The 16,698-nt window shown below is 57.2% G+C and carries 15 protein-coding genes; 7 read left to right on the top strand and 8 right to left on the bottom strand.

What is annotated here, in order from left to right:
• Window positions 1-22 precede the first annotated feature (22 nt).
• From glcE to dctP, 6 genes are all read right to left on the bottom strand, one after another.
• Entirely contained in the window at window positions 23-1,087 is a 1,065-nt protein-coding gene (gene glcE / locus M8010_RS05505) for a glycolate oxidase subunit GlcE (protein ID WP_250089538.1), read from the bottom strand.
• The gene (locus M8010_RS05500) at window positions 1,080-2,552 is read right to left on the bottom strand and encodes an FAD-linked oxidase C-terminal domain-containing protein (protein ID WP_250089537.1); all 1,473 of its coding nucleotides are present in this window, start codon (window positions 2,550-2,552) and stop codon (window positions 1,080-1,082) included. Before M8010_RS05500 ends, glcE begins: the two co-directional genes overlap by 8 nt.
• Window positions 2,553-2,591: 39 nt before the next feature.
• Window positions 2,592-3,017 (bottom strand): GlcG/HbpS family heme-binding protein, encoded by a 426-nt coding sequence (locus tag M8010_RS05495; protein ID WP_250089536.1) that lies wholly within the window; start codon window positions 3,015-3,017, stop codon window positions 2,592-2,594.
• An 18-nt stretch (window positions 3,018-3,035) separates the two neighbouring features.
• A complete protein-coding gene (locus M8010_RS05490) occupies window positions 3,036-4,574 on the bottom strand; it encodes a TRAP transporter large permease (RefSeq protein ID WP_250089535.1) in 1,539 nt (512 codons plus the stop codon).
• Entirely contained in the window at window positions 4,571-5,284 is a 714-nt protein-coding gene (locus M8010_RS05485; protein ID WP_250089534.1) for a TRAP transporter small permease subunit, read from the bottom strand. Before M8010_RS05485 ends, M8010_RS05490 begins: the two co-directional genes overlap by 4 nt.
• Window positions 5,285-5,382: 98 nt before the next feature.
• Complete coding sequence (gene dctP, locus M8010_RS05480) at window positions 5,383-6,495, bottom strand: TRAP transporter substrate-binding protein DctP (RefSeq protein WP_250089533.1); 1,113 nt, start codon at window positions 6,493-6,495, stop codon at window positions 5,383-5,385.
• 249 nt (window positions 6,496-6,744) lie between these two features.
• On the opposite strand from dctP, the gene M8010_RS05475 reads away from it, so the two are divergent.
• The 6 genes from M8010_RS05475 to astE all read left to right on the top strand — a co-directional run bounded on the left by M8010_RS05475 (window position 6,745) and on the right by astE (window position 11,772).
• Window positions 6,745-7,503, top strand: coding sequence for an FCD domain-containing protein (locus M8010_RS05475; RefSeq protein ID WP_250089532.1), 759 nt, complete (start codon window positions 6,745-6,747; stop codon window positions 7,501-7,503).
• Between the two features lie 113 nt (window positions 7,504-7,616).
• The gene (locus M8010_RS05470; RefSeq protein WP_250089531.1) at window positions 7,617-8,387 is read left to right on the top strand and encodes an ABC transporter ATP-binding protein; all 771 of its coding nucleotides are present in this window, start codon (window positions 7,617-7,619) and stop codon (window positions 8,385-8,387) included.
• Window positions 8,388-8,466: 79 nt separating this feature from the next.
• Window positions 8,467-9,219, top strand: a complete 753-nt coding sequence (locus tag M8010_RS05465) for a transporter substrate-binding domain-containing protein (RefSeq protein WP_250089530.1) — start codon at window positions 8,467-8,469, stop codon at window positions 9,217-9,219.
• Between the two features lie 51 nt (window positions 9,220-9,270).
• Window positions 9,271-9,975, top strand: a complete 705-nt coding sequence (locus M8010_RS05460; protein ID WP_250089529.1) for an ABC transporter permease — start codon at window positions 9,271-9,273, stop codon at window positions 9,973-9,975.
• 3 nt (window positions 9,976-9,978) lie between these two features.
• Window positions 9,979-10,701, top strand: a complete 723-nt coding sequence (locus tag M8010_RS05455; RefSeq protein WP_250089528.1) for an ABC transporter permease — start codon at window positions 9,979-9,981, stop codon at window positions 10,699-10,701.
• A 36-nt stretch (window positions 10,702-10,737) separates the two neighbouring features.
• Window positions 10,738-11,772 (top strand): succinylglutamate desuccinylase, encoded by a 1,035-nt coding sequence (astE, locus tag M8010_RS05450; RefSeq protein ID WP_250089527.1) that lies wholly within the window; start codon window positions 10,738-10,740, stop codon window positions 11,770-11,772.
• Here astE and M8010_RS05445 read toward each other — a convergent pair.
• Both M8010_RS05445 and M8010_RS05440 read right to left on the bottom strand, forming a co-directional pair.
• On the bottom strand, window positions 11,769-14,798 hold the full coding sequence (locus M8010_RS05445) for an efflux RND transporter permease subunit (RefSeq protein WP_250089526.1): 3,030 nt from the start codon (window positions 14,796-14,798) through the stop codon (window positions 11,769-11,771). The genes astE and M8010_RS05445 overlap by 4 nt on opposite strands.
• Entirely contained in the window at window positions 14,798-15,877 is a 1,080-nt protein-coding gene (locus M8010_RS05440) for an efflux RND transporter periplasmic adaptor subunit (RefSeq protein WP_250089525.1), read from the bottom strand. The genes M8010_RS05445 and M8010_RS05440 overlap by 1 nt, the downstream gene beginning before the upstream one ends.
• Before the next feature lie 165 nt (window positions 15,878-16,042).
• Between M8010_RS05440 and M8010_RS05435 the strand changes: the two genes are divergently transcribed.
• A complete protein-coding gene (locus M8010_RS05435) occupies window positions 16,043-16,684 on the top strand; it encodes a TetR/AcrR family transcriptional regulator (RefSeq protein WP_250089524.1) in 642 nt (213 codons plus the stop codon).
• Window positions 16,685-16,698: the final 14 nt, after the last annotated feature.

The following is a 16,698-nucleotide window of genomic DNA, read 5'->3' as shown; positions in this document are numbered from 1 at the left end:
TCTGCCAACTCCGTTGTTTTTCTCATAGCCAGCTATATAAACGCCCGGGGTTGAAAATACCGTCGGGGTCGAACGAATGTTTCAGCCGGCGCTGGATTTCTTTCAAGGCCCGGGGCTGGTGATGCATTACTTCATCCGTGCGGTCGCCGCCGCGGAACAGGCTTACCTGGCCACCCGCTCGCTGGGCCAGGGATTCCAGTCGGGTTATGTCGGCTTCGCCGCGGTACCAGCGTTGGGAGCCGGCCCAGTCGATCAGCCAGGGGCCGTCCAGGTCCGGGTTGGTGGCGGTAGAGCCGACAGAGAAGCGCCACAGCGGTTGGTCACCGGCAAAAAATTCATGCTGCATATGCTGCAGCTGTCGCCAGAAATCGTCCCCCTGCTCCATCACTTCACCGGACCACTTTTCGGCGGTGGCTTCCACGGCGGACCTGGCGCCGGCCAGGCGCAGGTACACTTTACCGTCTACCCAGGCAGCGCCGGTGATGGGTTTGGGTTCTTTGGCGCGGCTGTTCATGTATTGGATGACGTCGTCCAGGGCCATGTCCTGCACCAGGGTCAGGGACGTGGCTGGTTTGGGCATTACTTTGAGGCTGATTTCGGTGATGGCGCCCAGGGTGCCCATGGCGCCTGCCTGCAGCCGGGAGGTGTCATAGCCGGCCACGTTTTTCATTACCTGACCGCCAAAGCGCAGGTGTTCACCCTTACCGTTTAGAAGGCGAATGCCCAGCACCTGGTCCCTTACCGAGCCGGACCAGGGTCTTGCCGGGCCGGAGAGGTTACAGGCCAGGGTGCCGCCCAGGGTGGAACCCTCACCGAATCTGGGCGGCTCGAAGTGGAGGCACTGGCCTTCTTCGGCAAGGGTGGCTTCGATATCCGCCAGTGGGGTGCCGGCGCGGGCGGTAAGTACGAGCTCTACCGGATGGTATTCGACGATTCCGGTGTGTTCACCCAGTTTCAGTGTGCCTGCATCGGTATCTGCGGCCCGGCCCATAAAGGCTTTGGTGCCGCCGCCTTCGATATTGAGTTTCTGGCCCACTTGTTGAGCCTGGAGAATCTGCTCCTTCAGCTTTTGCGAGATATCAGCCATGGGCAGCGTCCACCGTGTTGTGCTTGTGTTGTTTGTGTTCCAGAGATCGGTACTCCTGGCAGAAGCGAAGGGCAGGAACGCCCTTGCCGGGATTGAGGATACCGGCCGGGTCGAAGGCGGCCTTTACGTCGTGGAACTGCTGCAGCTCCTCATCGTTGAACTGCACCGCCATCTGGCGAATTTTTTCCACACCCACGCCGTGCTCGCCGGTAATGCATCCACCTACTTCCACACAGAGGTTGAGGATGCGGCCACCGAAGGCTTCAGTGCGCTCAAACTCGCCAGCAACATTGGCATCGAACAGGATCAGGGGGTGCAGATTACCATCACCGGCGTGGAACACATTCGCCACTCGCAGCCCGAATTCTTCGGACATTTTTTCCATTTCCAGCAGCACATGGGCCAGATACCGGCGCGGGATCGTGCCGTCCATGCAGTAATAATCGGGTGAGATACGGCCTACCGCCGGAAAGGCGGACTTGCGGCCTTTCCACAGCAGGGCCCGCTCTTCTTCGCTCTGGGAAGTTTTTACCGAGGTGGCACCCAGCTCGCGGAACAATGCTTCTGCCTGGGCGATATGCTCGTGGACTTCCTCTTCGGTGCCGTCTACTTCGCACAACAACAACGCCTTGGCTTCCCTGGGGTAGCCCGCCTGTGCGAAATCATCGGCGGCAATGATGGCGTGGCCGTCCATCATTTCCAGTCCGCCTGGAATAATACCGCGGGAAATAATACCACCGACCGCATCGCCGGCTTTCTGAACGCTGTCGAAGCCGGCCATCACCACCTGGGCTACTTCCGGTTTGGGTAGCAGTTTCACCTTTACTTCAGTCACGATGCCCAGCAAGCCTTCAGAGCCGGTCATCAGCGCCAGCAGGTCCATGCCACACACATCCAGGGCGTCGCTGCCGATGGTTACCCGCTCACCCTCAGCGGTGATCATCTCCACGCTGAGGATATTGTGAACCGTCAAACCATACTTGAGGCAATGCACACCCCCGGAGTTTTCCGCCACGTTGCCACCGATGGTACAGGCAATCTGGGATGAGGGGTCAGGCCCGTAGTAAAGGCCAAACTGGGCAGCCTCTTCGCTGATGGCGAGGTTACGAACACCCGGTTGCAGCCGCGCCGTCCGCGCCAGCGGGTCAATGTCCAGAATGCGGTTGAACTTGGCCAGCGACAATACCACGCCTTCTTTGTGAGGCATGGCACCGGCGCTCAGTCCGGTTCCGGCACCGCGGGCCACCACGGGCACCTCATGCTCGTTGCAGATGCGCATGATCCGCTGCACCTGCTGGGCGGTTTCCGGCAGCACCACGAGCATTGGCATCTCGCAGTACATGGACATGCCGTCGCACTCATAGGGCTTCATGGTTTCGTCATCGGTGATGACAAAGTCCGGGTCTATAAACGCGCGGAACTTTTCCGCCAGCTCCGCCTGGCTGACTTTCGGCTTGGTGTTCATAGGGTTCTCTGGAGTGATTGGCTTCAGGTGTGACAGCCCTCAACCACGTTTAGTTTCGAAATAGTCGATACCGGCCTGGGCGCAGTCCATGTCCTGCTGGGGCGTACCCGAGCTGAGGCCAATTCCGCCTACAACCTCACCATCCACAATGACCGGCAGACCACCACCCACAGAGCTGATACGGCCACCTACCTCGGTGTGGATTCCGAATGCCAGCTTGCCGGGTACGTTGACAGCGTTGTAGTCATGCGTCGCTTTCTTCGCAGCCGATGCGGTAAACGACTTGTCCTGGGCAATGGTCACACTGGTGATCTTGCCGCCGTCCATACGCTCGAACGCAATCAGGTTGCCGGATTCATCGGTAATGGCGATACACATCGGCACGCCGATTTCCCGCGCTTTTTCAGCAGCGCCTTCGATCAATATTCTGGCGTCCGCCAGATCAAGCCGTTTAACCGTCAACATAAGTGATTACTCCTCGTTTTAGCCATAAACCAGGTTGGGCAGCCAGGTAACGACGCCCGGGATGAGCACACAGATAAACAAACCGAATGCCTGAATGGCAAGGAATACCAGAGACGACTTGAAAATAGTGCCCATGGTGATATCCGGCGGGCACACACCCCGAATGTAGAAGAGTGCGTAACCGAAAGGTGGACTTAGGAACGACATCTGCATATTCACCAGATACAGCACACCGAACCAGAGCACCACATCGGCTCCGTCCACGCCAGGCATTCCGAACAAACCCGGGAATTCCAGTGCTTCCACAATCGGAATGAAAATGGGCACCGCCAGCAACAGGATACCCACCCAGTCCAGGAACATACCCAGTACCACCAGCAGAACCATCAACAGCAACAGGACTGCGTAGGGTGACAGGCCAATGCCCAGGATGGACTCGGTAATAAAGTCCTGACCGCCCTGCAGGATGTAGAACCCGACAAACACCGACGCACCGAACATGATCCACAGCACCATGGCCGAGGCCTTGGCGGTCGTTACCGACGCATCGCGCAACGTGGCAATGGTAAACACCTTGTGCTTCATGGCCACGAGGATTGCACCGAAAGAACCAATACCTGCCGCTTCCACCGGGGTGGCAATGCCACCGAACAACAGTCCGAGCACCAGAAAGACCAGCACCAGCGGTGCGATCAGGTCTTTTAGCAGCAGCAGTTTCTCTTTTAGGCCAATCCGCTCGTCCTCAGGCACCGGCGGACCGAGCTTCGGGTTCAGCCAGGAGCGAATTCCCACGTAGAGGATGTACAGCGAGGACAGAATCAAACCCGGAATCACCGAGCCAAGATACAGTTCACCGACCGACTGCTGCGCCACCACAGCGTAAAGGATGGCCAGAATGGAGGGTGGAATTAGAATGCCCAGGGTTCCCCCGGCCATAATCGAGCCCAACGCAATCTTCTGGTCGTAGCCGCGTTTAAGCATCGCTGGAAGCGCAATGATACCCATGGTGACTACCGCTGCGCCGATAACCCCGACCATCGCAGCCAGAATCGTTGATGCCACGATGGTTGCTATGGCCAGACCGCCGCCAAGGCCGCCCATCCATTTATACACCACATTGAACATCTCTTCGATCAGCCCTGCCCTTTCCAGCATTGACGCCATGAAAATGAACAAGGGAATCGCCGCGAGGTCCGAGTTGGTCATCATCGGGAAGATCCGGCTGGGAATGATGTTCAGCATCATCGAATCCCCCACCAGATAGATAAAGGCCACACCAAGACCGCCAGTGACGAATGCCAGCGGCAGCCCCATCATCAACAACACGGCCAGGGAGCCGAACATGATGTAGGTCAGCGGGCCGATCCTGATATCCGACATAATGCCGGAAAGCTTGAAAAGGAATTTGTCATCACTCCAGGGGTCATAGAAAAGGATGTTGATGACTTCCACCAGCATCACGAACGCAAGGACAGCCGTAGCGATGATCATTAGCAAGGTGCCGAGCTTACCAGTCAGGGAGCTATTCCCCTGTGTGCTTGCAATATCGGAATTCATGCGTGCTGCTCCCGGCCAAGTTTGATAAACACTGAGATGTCCTTCATCAGCTTGGACAGGCCAGCCAGGAAGAGCAGTGTCGATCCAAGCAGCATCACGGCCTTCACCGGCCAGTATTGAATGCCCCAGGTTTCAACAGTTCGTTCATCCATCGAATAGGAGTTCTCGAAGAACGTCCAGGAAGTGATCATCAACGCGATGGCGAACATGAAAAAGAACATGGACGTGAATATATCCATGCCCACGCGACCACGCAGGGGCAGGAAGTTATAGACCACGTCCACCCGCACATGGGCTCCATGGAGCAGCGCAAACGCGCCAGCCAGAAGGTATTGCATGCCGAACAGCAGAAAGCTGGCCTCGTGTACCCAGATGGTGGGCTGGTTGAATGCGTAGCGCATGACCACTTCAAAGAAGTAAAACACCACCGCATTCACGGTCCAGAAGGAAATGAACACACCGGATTTTTCGCTGATCCAGTCCACCGACTTGGTAAACCAGTTACCGACGTCGCTGTAGTCAGCACTTTTTTTCAGTTCTGCTTCGATCTGCTGAAGCTTTTCGTTGGCCTCGGCATTTTTGTCGATGGCCTCGACCCCGCGCTGGGACAGCCAACGGTCAAGTGCCATCATGATCAGCGGCATCAACGCCAGCCAGCCCCAGTAAAACCAGTGAGGCATCACAAAGCCAAACGCACTCAGGTCAGACATGTTTTATCACCTTTAATCACAGAGCGGGGAAGGCAGCGAGCGTGCCATCGACGCACTCCCTGCCTTCCCCGTGATCGGTTTATTATGGTTATGCAGGCTTACATGCCTTTGATGTCTTCCTCGTTGAGATAGCCAACAGTCTCGTTCATCATGTACTCAAGCTGGATGTCCAGAATTGCCCTGGCATCCTCGTTCTTGCCGGCCCAGTTGAACCAGATCGGGATCGCAGCCTTCCGGAACTCTTCCAGGTCTTCCTGGCTCAGACGAGTCACCTTGGAGCCATCTGCCTTAAACTTCTTCATCGCTTCAATATTGCGCTTTTGAATGGTCAGATAGTGCTTCTGGGAGTAGATGCGAACCTCGTCCTCAACCAACTTCTGAAGCTCCGGATCCAGCGCATTCCAGGCACGCAGATTAATGGTCAGGTCCATCAGATCCACTGGCTGGTAGATGGACATCACACCTGGAGGACCGAACATGATGTAGTCCGTTACCTGTGAGAAGCCCAGCTCATAGTTCACCGCAGGACCGACGTAATCAGCCGCATCGATGGTGCCCTTCTCCAGCGCGGGGAAAATATCCGAACCCGGCAGACTCACAGTTGATACACCGAACTGCTGGAAGACTTCGGCTACCATGCCACCCGGCACTCGCATCTTCATGCCTTCCATATCGGCCAGGCTGTTAACCGGCTTCTTTGAGTGGATGATGTTGGCATCGTGTTGAATTGGACCTACATAAAACAGACCGAACTTCTCGTAGATTTCACGGGTTTTTTCCAGCATGCCCATGGAGTAGAACATGATGTCCCACTGGTGCGGCTGATCGGGGCCCGCCGGGTAGGATGACAGGAAAACCGAGGCCGGAATCTTTCCGGACCAGTAGAGAGTGAATGGGTTCATGCCCTGCAGAACGCCGTTACGAACCGCCTCGAAGAGCGCATTGTTGTCCGCCGCGACTGACTTCGCCGGATAAGGCTTGATGATCAGTTCGCCACTGGACTTCTCTTCCATACTGTCGGCCCATTCCTCGAACAGGTCATAGCCAACGGTGCCGGCGTCCCATACGGACTGGACTTTCCAGGTGGTTGCAGCGTGGGCCTGGCTCGCGCCCATGAAGGTTGCACCGCAGAATGCAGTGGCCAGTGCGACTGTTTTGAGAAAGCTGCGCCTTGGTGCGACGGTTTGCTCAATGTTGTTTTTGGTATTCATCGACACATCTCCGTTGACGTTGTTGTTATCTGCGTCAGGTAAACGCCGACAAATGCCGGCATTCAATCGATATTCGTAGCCCAGCCGGTGTTAGTCCAGAAGAATGCCCGGTGGTCAGACCAGTTTTGTCAATGCCCAATGGACGAATGTCCCGGAATGAGCCATATTTACTGATCCCGGAAGAAATTTTGCGATTAACCGGCTAACAAAAATAACTGGTCAGACCAGTAGGCAATTACAGGTACAACCATGGCGATCGCTCAGGACATTTCCTATCGACTCGAACGGCTGATTCTCGATGGTGGCCTGGCCCCCGGGCAAAAAATGCCCTCGGAGCGACAGCTTGCGACACGGCTTGGTGTATCCCGCGCCATCATCCGGGAAGCATTGCATGAACTGCAGGGCCGGGGCGTTATCGAGACAAAACACGGCAAGGGTTCTTTCGTGGCGAGAATCGTCCCCGGTGGTGAAGAGGATGGAGATGACAGCCCATTGCTGCAGATGTTCAACGGCCATGCCCGCACCCTCTATGACCTGCTGGAAATAAGGGAGCAACTGGAGGGCCAGGCTGCGTACCTGGCAGCGAAGCGCGCGACAACCCTGGATCTTCACCGCATCACCAAGGCTTATGCCTCACTGGAACAGACTGACCCGCTCACCAACGCCAGGCCAGACCACAACTTTCATCAGGCCATTGTGGAAGCTTCCCACAACCCGGTATTGGTGCATGTTCTCAACGGCCTCAAAAACCTGATGTTATTGACCGTGCAGGCGTCGGTGGCCAACCTGAACCCGCGGGAAGAAATGCGCAACAAAATCGCGCGGCAGCACAAACGCATCTACCAGGCAGTAATGGCCAAAAAACCGGAGGCAGCGAAACGCATTGCAACGGCTCACGTGCGTTTTGTCAGCGACGCCATGCGCGACATCGAGCAACAGGGTGTCACCATTATCCGGGTGCCCGTTAATGCGCCGACTGCAAAGACAGTCGTCTCACAGAACGCATAGTTGGCGAAAAGCTTGCATCATGGCCTGAGTCATCCACAATTAACCAGTATTGATTTTCGGGACCACTGTCCGTAAAACTTGCGCCTTTATTCAGACAGCCTCAGGAGCCATCTATGGCGGAAACTTCGCCTTTGATCTGCAGGGATATCTATAAGACCTTTGATCAGCTTGAAGTACTCAAGGGTATTTCGCTGGAAACCAAGAAGGGCGATGTTATATCCCTGATCGGCAGCTCCGGCTCCGGTAAAAGCACTTTTTTGCGCTGCATCAACATGCTGGAAACGCCCACTTCGGGCGACATTATCGTGCACGGCGACCCGATTCGGTTCACAACCAACCGTAAAGGAGAGCGCATTCCTGCCGACAACAAACAGGTTGAGCTTATTCGCGCCCGGCTATCCATGGTGTTCCAGAGCTTCAATCTGTGGTCCCATATGACGGTTCTGGAAAACATTGTTGAAGCCCCGATTCACGTTCTGAAGGTTCCGAAAAAAGAAGCCATCGAAAGAGCCGAAGCCTACCTCAACAAGGTTGGCATTTATGAACGCAAGGATTATTACCCCGCCCAGATGTCTGGCGGGCAGCAGCAGCGTGCAGCCATCGCCCGGGCACTTGCCATGGAGCCGGAGGTCATGCTGTTTGACGAACCGACCTCGGCACTGGACCCTGAGCTGGTTGGCGAAGTGCTGCGGGTTATGCAGAATCTCGCCGAGGAAGGCAGAACGATGATCGTGGTCACCCACGAGATGTCTTTTGCCCGGGATGTATCATCCCAGGTCCTGTTCTTGCATCAGGGCGTAATCGAGGAGCAGGGCACACCGGATAAGGTCTTCGACAATCCGGATTCAGAACGAATGAAGCAGTTTCTGGCTCCCAACTTCTGACGTGCATGCTATCTTGCAAAATAAGGCAGACCACTGCCGATAATAAAGCCCACAAGGCTGACTACTGGAGAAGTGACTCATGAGAAAACTGATTGTTGCAGCAAGCGTTGTCCTGGCCATGATGGCAGGCGTCGCCCACGCCCAGGAACGAAATCTTCGCATCGCATTCGACGTGCCCTACGAGCCGTTCGAATACAAGGATGAAAACGGTGAACTGACCGGTTTTGAAGTGGAACTGGCAGAAGCCATGTGTGAAGAGATGAACGCCAATTGCGAGTTCGTCATCCAGGCCTGGGACGGCATGATCCCGGGCCTGATGGCACGCAAGTTCGATCTGATCATGTCTTCCATGTCGATCACCCCGGAGCGTGCGGAGCGTGTTCTGTTTTCTGAGCCTTACTACAACACCCCGGGTGGCTGGTTTGCTCGTGAAGACTTCGATACCGACGTCACCGACATGGAAGCCATGGAAGGTATGACCGTTGGCGTGCAGCGCGGCACCACCATGGACACCTATGTGACCGAGGAAATGGGCGGCGTAGTCTCCATCAAGCGTTACACCACCGCAGATGACATGGTTCTCGACCTGGAAGGCCAGCGCCTGGACGTGGTGTTTCTGGATTACCCGGTTGGCGAACAGACCGTAATGAGCAAGGATGGCTTCAAGGAAGTCGGTGAGCAGGTCAAGCTCGGCGAGGGTGTCGGCGTAGCCATGCGCAAGCGTGACGAAGACCTGGCCAAAGAAGTGAACGCGGCTCTGGCCACCCTGAAGGAAGATGGTACCTACGACACCATCATGGACAAGTACTTCGCTTACGACATCAAGATGTAAAACTGGCTCGGGGGCAGCCTTTGTGGTTGCCCCTGCTAACCGGATATTCCCATGATCGACTTGAAAGGCTATGGGCCGGCCCTGCTGGATGGGGCCGTAGTCACCATCGAACTGGCCCTCCTTTCCCTTGCCCTCGCGGTGATCCTAGGGCTGATCGGCGCTTCTGCCAAACTGTCCAAAAGCCGCGTGGCCATTGGAGTAGCCACTACCTACACCACCCTGATTCGTGGCGTACCGGATCTGGTGATGATGTTGCTGTTTTACTACGGTGGTCAGGTGGCCGTTAACAACCTGTCAGATTATCTGTATGACGCCTATGGCGTGGATTTCTTCTTCCAGTTTGATCCGTTTATCGCCGGCGTTCTGACTATCGGGCTTATTTTCGGCGCCTACATGGCAGAAACCTTTCGTGGTGCCTTTCTGGCGGTTGAAAATGGCCAGATTGAAGCCGCCCGCGCCTATGGCTTCAGCCGCTGGCGCACATTCCACAGAATCATATTCCCGCAAATGCTGCGCCATGCCCTGCCCGGTATTGGTAATAACTGGCAGGTGTTGCTGAAAACCACCGCACTGGTATCCATTATCGGCCTGACGGATATGGTGCGGGTTGCGGAAGAGGCGGCCAAGGCAGAGCGCATGCCGTTCCACTTTTTCATTCCAGTGGCGTTTGTCTACCTCAGCCTGACGGCGGTTTCCGAGCTGTTTATAAAGTGGCTCACCAAACGCGCCAATGTTGGCGTGGTGCAAGGGAGCTGATGTATGCCAGACTTTATCGCTGAACTGCTCAACCGAAACGATATCTTTACCGCGTCGACCATCATGGAATACTGGGGCGGCATGGTTACCACGGTGCAACTGGTCTTCCTGTCACTGATTCTCGGTCTGGTGCTGGCCGTTCCGCTGGCAATCATGCGCACGTCGAAAAACCCGCTGATTAATGGCCCTGTGTGGTTCTACACTTACCTGTTCCGGGGCACCCCACTGCTGATTCAGCTCTACATCATCTACTACGGCCTGGCCCAGATTCACGGTATACAGCAAACGTTCTGGTGGGACATCTTCCGGGAGGCCTTTTACCCCGCCCTTCTGGCGTTCACCCTGAACACCGCGGCCTACACCGCGGAAATCATTCGCGGTGCCATCGTGGCAACACCCAGCGGCGAGATTGAGGCGGCGAAGGCCTACGGCATGAGCTGGGCAATGCGGATGCGCCGGATTATTCTGCCCAGCGCTGCTCGTCGGGCGGTGCAAGCGTACTCTAATGAGGTCATTTTCATGCTTCATTCCAGTGCGATTGCCAGCGTTGTCACGCTGGTGGATCTAACCGGGGCTGCAAGGAATATCTATTCCCGGTTCTATGCGCCATTTGATGCCTTTATTTTCGTGGCGCTGCTGTATATGGCGCTCACCTTTTTACTGGTATTCGCGTTCCGCAAACTGGAAAATTATTTATTGCAGCATCAACGGCCAGTCAGCGGCTGACATGGCGTAAGGTGCAAAGGAGGCCGGGAGAATCACATGAGTGTACGTGAGTTGCTTTTCGGTCCTGGTCGCGACTGGCTTGCCCACACCCTGTCTACCGCCAAACATGCGGCATCCGAAACCGTTGTCGTGCTGAACGATGGTACCGGGCTGCAGCTGCAGGACAGTGGGCTGCTGTATCTGGAGCCGCCGGCAGGCCGCTCCAACCCCAATAATGAGTCGCTGATTGTTTCCGCCGGTGTTCATGGTAATGAAACAGCACCCATTGAGGTTCTGAACAATCTGCTGAATGAATTGTTTGATGGCCAATGGCAACTGGCCTGCCCGGTGTTACTGATTCTGGGCAACCCACCCGCGATGGACGTCGGCAAGCGGTTTATCGATGTGAATCTCAACCGGCTGTTCGGTGGTGCTCACCGCAAACCCGAATACCGCGACTGTCCCGAGGCGGAACGGGCGCGAGCGCTGGAGCGGGCTTGCGACGCTTTTGCCGCAAGGCATCCCACCAACCTCTGTCACTACGACTTACACACCGCCATCCGCCCTTCCCTGCGGGAAAAGTTTGCGCTTTACCCATTTGTTGACGGGCGGGATGTCCCCCGGGCGCAAGTTGAGTTCCTGTTGGAGGCAGAGGTAGACACCCTGCTGCTACAACACCGCGAGGGAACCACGTTTGCGTCGTTTTCCTCAACCACACTCGGTGCGGAAAGCTTTACTGTAGAACTGGGTAAAGTACGGCCTTTCGGGCAAAACGATCTCATCCGGTTTACAGGCATCAGCAACGCCTTACGGCGGCGGATGAAAGGGGAAAAGCCACCGCACCTAGATCTGGCATCGGGGCAGATAACGGTGTTCGAGGTGGTACATGAAATCATCAATACCGGCGACAGCTTCCGCTTTCATGTACCCGATGATGTGGCCAATTTCACCATGTACGACCCGGGCACGGTGATCTGGGAAGACAACACCACCTGCCACATGGTGGGCGATTCACCCGAAGGCATTATCTTCCCGAACCGCCACGTGCCGGTGGGCCAGCGAGCCGGCCTGATGGTAAAGCACCGCAACTAGGCCGGTGCATTCTCCGGCTCCGCCACCTTGCAGCTGATCACACGGGTGCAGACAGACGGCACAACCAGCAGTGTCAGTACCGTGGAGGCCAGCAACCCCGAAATGATGGCCCATGCCATGGGCGGCCACAATGTCGAACTGGAGAATGCCAGAGGCAGCAGGCCCGCAACCGTGGTGCCGGTTGTCAGCAAAATGGGCCGTGTGCGTTGCTCTACAGCCTTGCGAACCGCATCACGAATAGCTTCCCCTTTTTCCAGTTCCCGGTCCATGACGTCCAGCAGAACGATGGCGTTGTTCACGACGATGCCTACCAGCGCAATCACACCCAGTAACGACTGAAAGCCGAACGGCGATCCAGAGAACACCAGCCCCGGAAAGATACCCACCGTCGCCAGCGGCACCGTCAGCAAAATGACACCAACACGACGGAAGGAGTTGAACTGTATCAGCAGGAAGAACAGCAACAGCAGCACACCGATCGGGGCCGTGGTCAGCAGGGCATTGTTGGCATCGCCAGAGCCCTCGGCATCACCGCCCATTTCCAGCCGGGTTCCCGGCGGTAACGGGTTCTCTTCAAGAGCTGCATCCAGCCCCTGAAGCGCCTGACTGAAACTGTAACCGGTATGCAGGTTGGACCAGACCGTGTTCATCCGGGTGCCGTTGCGCTGATACCGGGCAGCGGACTGCCAGGAGGTTTCCACCGAGGCAATAGCCGACAAGGGCACTGCGTCACCCTGATCGTTGTAAATGTTCACTGACAGCAATCTTGGCAGCGACAGGCTGGTGCCCTCGCGGGATCGTAGCACCAGAGGGATCGGATCCTGCTCCTGCCGGTATTGCTCCGCGACCACGCCAAAGCTCTGGCCATACAGGCTCTGGGCCACATCAGACCGGTTCAGGCCGAAACGGGCGGCACTGGCGTCGTCCACATTGATGGCAATGCTGGGAACCCCCATATCCAGGTTATGGCGCACATCCACGGTGCCCTCAACACCACGAAGAGCGGCAAACAACTGTTCCACTGCCTGGGCGCGGGTTTCGTCGTTGGCATGGTAGACCCTTACCTCCACCGGCGCTGCCCGTGGTGGCCCCTGGCCAAGGATGCCAGCGGTTACCTGCAGCTCGGGCATTTCCTGGGCCGCGTGGTTCCGTATCCACTGCACCAGGCCGGTGGTGTCCTCCAGGGTGGGTGTCGATACTACAATCCGGCCGCGATTCGGCGCCTGGGGTTCGCGCTGAAGGTTGTAGTAGAAGCTGGGGCCGGTAAACCCGGTAAACCGATGCACCTGGAGCGCCTCCGGGCGAGTGCGGATGGCCCGCTCAAGATCTGCCGCAACACTGGAAGTGCGTTCCTGGTCGGTGCCTTCCGGCATATACAACTCTACCACCACCTGGGGGCGGTCCGCGTTGGGGAAAAACTGTTGCTTCATGAACGGCGTCAGGGAAAGGCTGAAAACCACAAGTGCGGCACCCGCTAATATCAGTGTGCCCGGCCGCCTGGCCACCAGCCCCCCGAGGAAACGGGAAAGCCCAATCAGCCTGTCTTCCCTTGCATCTACTTTACGCGGTTTAAGAAACCGGGCCGCCAGCAGGGGCACGGCAGAGATCGCCAGCAAGTAGCTTACCGACAGGGTAAGCATGATCATCACCGGCACACCGCGGGTAAAGTCTGCAGTTCCACCCTTGGAAAGCAGCAACGGCATAAATGCCGCTATGGTAGTGCCCGTCGAGGCCCCCAGCGGGCCAGCAAGTTCACGCACGGACCGTTTCAGGGCGTCCAGCCGGCGCATGCCGCTATCCAGGTATCCCTGGATGCTTTCCACAATCACAATGGCGTTATCGATCAGGATGCCCAGGGAAATCACCATGCCGATCACTGCAATCTGGTGCAGCACCCCACCGCCAAGGTCATATAATCCGATACTGATCAACGCCACCATCGGCAGGATCGACGCCACCAGAATACCCATGCGGATACCCATGCCGGTGAAGACCACCGCCACAATAATAATGGCCGACAGAACCAGGCTCCAGGCCAGGTTATCAAGCCGCTCTTCCACTTTGTCAGGTTGAAAGAACATCTCGCGGATCTGGTAAGGCGCGAATTCATCGCGAACCACTGACAACCTTTCTCGCACTCGCTCGCCAAATCGGATGGCGTCGGTGCTGCCCTCCTCCATGATCATGGAGACCAGCACCACCCGTTCGCCGTCGTACCAGGCCTCGGGCTGCCGGGGTTCAGTTGGCCCCCGCCAGACTTCCGCTGCCGCGGCCAGGGGGACCTGGGAGCCGTCCGGCAGCTCAATGGGTGTGGCGCGAATGGCTTCGACACTGGTGAATTCACTGTTGGGCAAAACCGACAGGCGGCGACCGTCCGCCACGATAAAACCACCGGGCGTGGTCTGATTACGACGTGCAAGAGTATCCAGCACCCGTGCCGGTGATATACCCAGCCGGTACATGGCGGCATCGTCCAGCGCCAGGGTGATCTGCTCGTCCGCATCACCGTCCAGCTCAATACGGGAAACTCCGGGAATATCCGCCAGATTCTGCTTCAGTCGCTCGGCTACCTCGCTAAGCTCTGTTACCGAACCGGAACCACTGACCGCCAGGATGATGGCGGGGATATCAATCATACGGTCATCGAGTACCATCTGGCCGACGTCGTCAGGGAAATCCAGGCGCGCCCGGTCCATGGCCTGGCGTACCCGATCCCAGGCGGAATCGGTATCGTAGATGGTGTCGTTCAGGCGAACATTGAAAACCGCCACTCCGGTGCGGGCAGTGGCCTGGGAGAAATCCACCTCCTCAACCTGGCGAAGCTCGTCTGAGAGCGGTTGCAAGACCAGGCGCTCCACCGCCTCAGCACTGGCACCCGGATAGTTGATGGTGATCAGGCCGGCACGGTACGGGAAGGAAGGGTCTTCCTGGCGGGGCATCGTGCTGTAGGCGGCGATACCCAGAAGGCAGAGCATGGTTACAACCATCCCCAGCAGGCGTTGGAAGTTCAGCAGGCGCACTGACATTAGCGCACCTCCACTGCATCGCCGTCGGAAATCCGGGTCATACCGGCATATACCACCTTGTCACCGGCACTAAGATCATTGGCATCCACCACAACGCGTTCACCAATGATTCGCTGAACAGTGACCGGCACCCGGCGGACTACGCCATCGGAGACGCGAAACACACTGGCACCGCCGTTGGATTTCATCACCGACAACAGGGGCACAGTTGTGGCGACTGTCTCGCGGGGAGTGATTCCCACTTCTACCGGCTCGCCGGGCTCAAGGGTATCTACTGGCAGGCTCACCAGCACCGGGTGAAGTTCACCGCGAACGCCACCGGACTGGGCAATTTCCACAATCGATCCGGTTTCCGGCGCGCGGTCGCGTTCCTGCACCGACCAGACCGGCAGCAACTGCCCCAGCGATACATGGTTGAGCATATACGCGGGCACCCGCACTTCCACCTCCCGACCGTCGGGGGATGACAGCCGCATTACCGGCTGTCCGGCCGCCACAAACTCGTCCCGCTCTACCAGCAACGCCTCAACCCGGCCATCGAATGGCGCTCTCAGCTCGCTCTCCTGCAGCAAGCGGGTGGCTTCTGCGAGAGACGCCTGCGCCGTTGCCATACTGGCCTTCAGGCTGTCACGCCGGGACGCCAGTTGTTCAAGCCCCTGCTCCGATACCACGCCACGTTCATGCAACTGACGGGAGCGCTCCCACTCACGTTTGGCCTGGTCGTGTTGGGTTCTGAGCTCTTCCAGCCGCGCCGCAGCTGAATCCCGTGCCGGCTCCAGTGCCGGGTTGTACACCCGGGCCAGTTGATCACCGGTTTTCACAGTCTGCCCCAATTCAACCGCCCGCTCACGAAGGGTGCCGCTGACCTGGAATGTCAGCGTCGCTCGCTGGGCCGCCCGCACGATGCCGGAAAACCGCAGCGACACACCTTCCGTCTGGCCGCCGGTAACCTCGGCGACACGCACAGTAACGGGGACTGCCCCCTGTTCCGGAGCCGGCTCACTGGATTTACAGCCACTGACAAACAGGAGAACGACAGCTAGAAGCGATACGATGGCGGGGTGCCGGAAGGTGTTCATTGAGAGGCCCTCTCTTCCATGTTGATGATGTTTTGTTGCTCGTCCATCCGATGGACAAAAATTTATTATCAGACATAATGTCATTCTTTGACAATTTGTCAATAATCGGCTTTCATCCCTAACCATGTATCATGAGAATGCTGTCTCAATAATCCGGAATCCCCTATGAGTGAGCCGTTAAAAACCCGTAGAGAGAAAGAAAAGCAGGCCAGATACGAGGCCATTCTGGATGCTGCGGAACTGGTGTTTTCTGAAAAAGGCTACGAGCGCACGTCCATGGATGACATTGCGCGCACGGCTGCCCTCAGCCGCGCATTGCTGTACGTATACTTCAAGGACAAAGCGGCGATCCAGCGGGGGATAATGCTACGCGCCGGCCACAGCCTGTGCCGCCGCTTCGAGGAAGCCCGCCAGACGGCGGATACAGGACTTGCCCAGATCAGCGCCATGGGGGTGGCTTACTATCAGTTCTACCGTGACCAGCCGGATTATTTCTCTGCCCTGACGACAGCCTCCACGGCGATGGCGGAGGCAGACGACGAGTTGGCCGGTGAGATGTTCTGCTGCAAGGTACAGACCATGGACCTGATGGTGGGTGCCATCAACCTGGGCCTGGAAGACGGCACCATGAACCGCGACCGCATCCATGATCCGGCGGAAACGGCGTTATACCTGCGCGGAGCGCTCCATGGTGTCATCATGTTGTGCCAGAGCGAAATGGCCGAAAGCGGCCAGGAAGAGAACTTCCCTGCAGAGTCCCTGATCCGTCACACCATGGAGATGCTGACTTCTTCGATTGCTTCTTGAGCCTGGGCCAGGAT

The organism is Marinobacter sp. ATCH36, assembly GCF_023555055.1.
Classification (GTDB): Bacteria; Pseudomonadota; Gammaproteobacteria; order Pseudomonadales; family Oleiphilaceae; genus Marinobacter.
Note: the sequence above shows the minus strand (reverse complement) of the source record. Positions and strands in the feature narration are given on the sequence as shown.

Bases quoted from the DNA above. Each gene is read 5' to 3' on its own strand.
- dctP (WP_250089533.1), bottom strand. From the start codon at position 6,495: ATGAATACCAAAAACAACATTGAGCAAACCGTCGCACCAAGGCGCAGC.
- M8010_RS05500 (WP_250089537.1), bottom strand. From the start codon at position 2,552: ATGAACACCAAGCCGAAAGTCAGCCAGGCGGAGCTGGCGGAAAAGTTC.
- M8010_RS05460 (WP_250089529.1), top strand. From the start codon at position 9,271: ATGATCGACTTGAAAGGCTATGGGCCGGCCCTGCTGGATGGGGCCGTA.
- M8010_RS05435 (WP_250089524.1), top strand. From the start codon at position 16,043: ATGAGTGAGCCGTTAAAAACCCGTAGAGAGAAAGAAAAGCAGGCCAGA.
- M8010_RS05470 (WP_250089531.1), top strand. From the start codon at position 7,617: ATGGCGGAAACTTCGCCTTTGATCTGCAGGGATATCTATAAGACCTTT.
- M8010_RS05485 (WP_250089534.1), bottom strand. From the start codon at position 5,284: ATGTCTGACCTGAGTGCGTTTGGCTTTGTGATGCCTCACTGGTTTTAC.
- glcE (WP_250089538.1), bottom strand. From the start codon at position 1,087: ATGGCTGATATCTCGCAAAAGCTGAAGGAGCAGATTCTCCAGGCTCAA.
- M8010_RS05490 (WP_250089535.1), bottom strand. From the start codon at position 4,574: ATGAATTCCGATATTGCAAGCACACAGGGGAATAGCTCCCTGACTGGT.
- M8010_RS05465 (WP_250089530.1), top strand. From the start codon at position 8,467: ATGAGAAAACTGATTGTTGCAGCAAGCGTTGTCCTGGCCATGATGGCA.
- M8010_RS05445 (WP_250089526.1), bottom strand. From the start codon at position 14,798: ATGTCAGTGCGCCTGCTGAACTTCCAACGCCTGCTGGGGATGGTTGTA.
- M8010_RS05475 (WP_250089532.1), top strand. From the start codon at position 6,745: ATGGCGATCGCTCAGGACATTTCCTATCGACTCGAACGGCTGATTCTC.
- M8010_RS05455 (WP_250089528.1), top strand. From the start codon at position 9,979: ATGCCAGACTTTATCGCTGAACTGCTCAACCGAAACGATATCTTTACC.
- astE (WP_250089527.1), top strand. From the start codon at position 10,738: ATGAGTGTACGTGAGTTGCTTTTCGGTCCTGGTCGCGACTGGCTTGCC.
- M8010_RS05495 (WP_250089536.1), bottom strand. From the start codon at position 3,017: ATGTTGACGGTTAAACGGCTTGATCTGGCGGACGCCAGAATATTGATC.
- M8010_RS05440 (WP_250089525.1), bottom strand. From the start codon at position 15,877: ATGAACACCTTCCGGCACCCCGCCATCGTATCGCTTCTAGCTGTCGTT.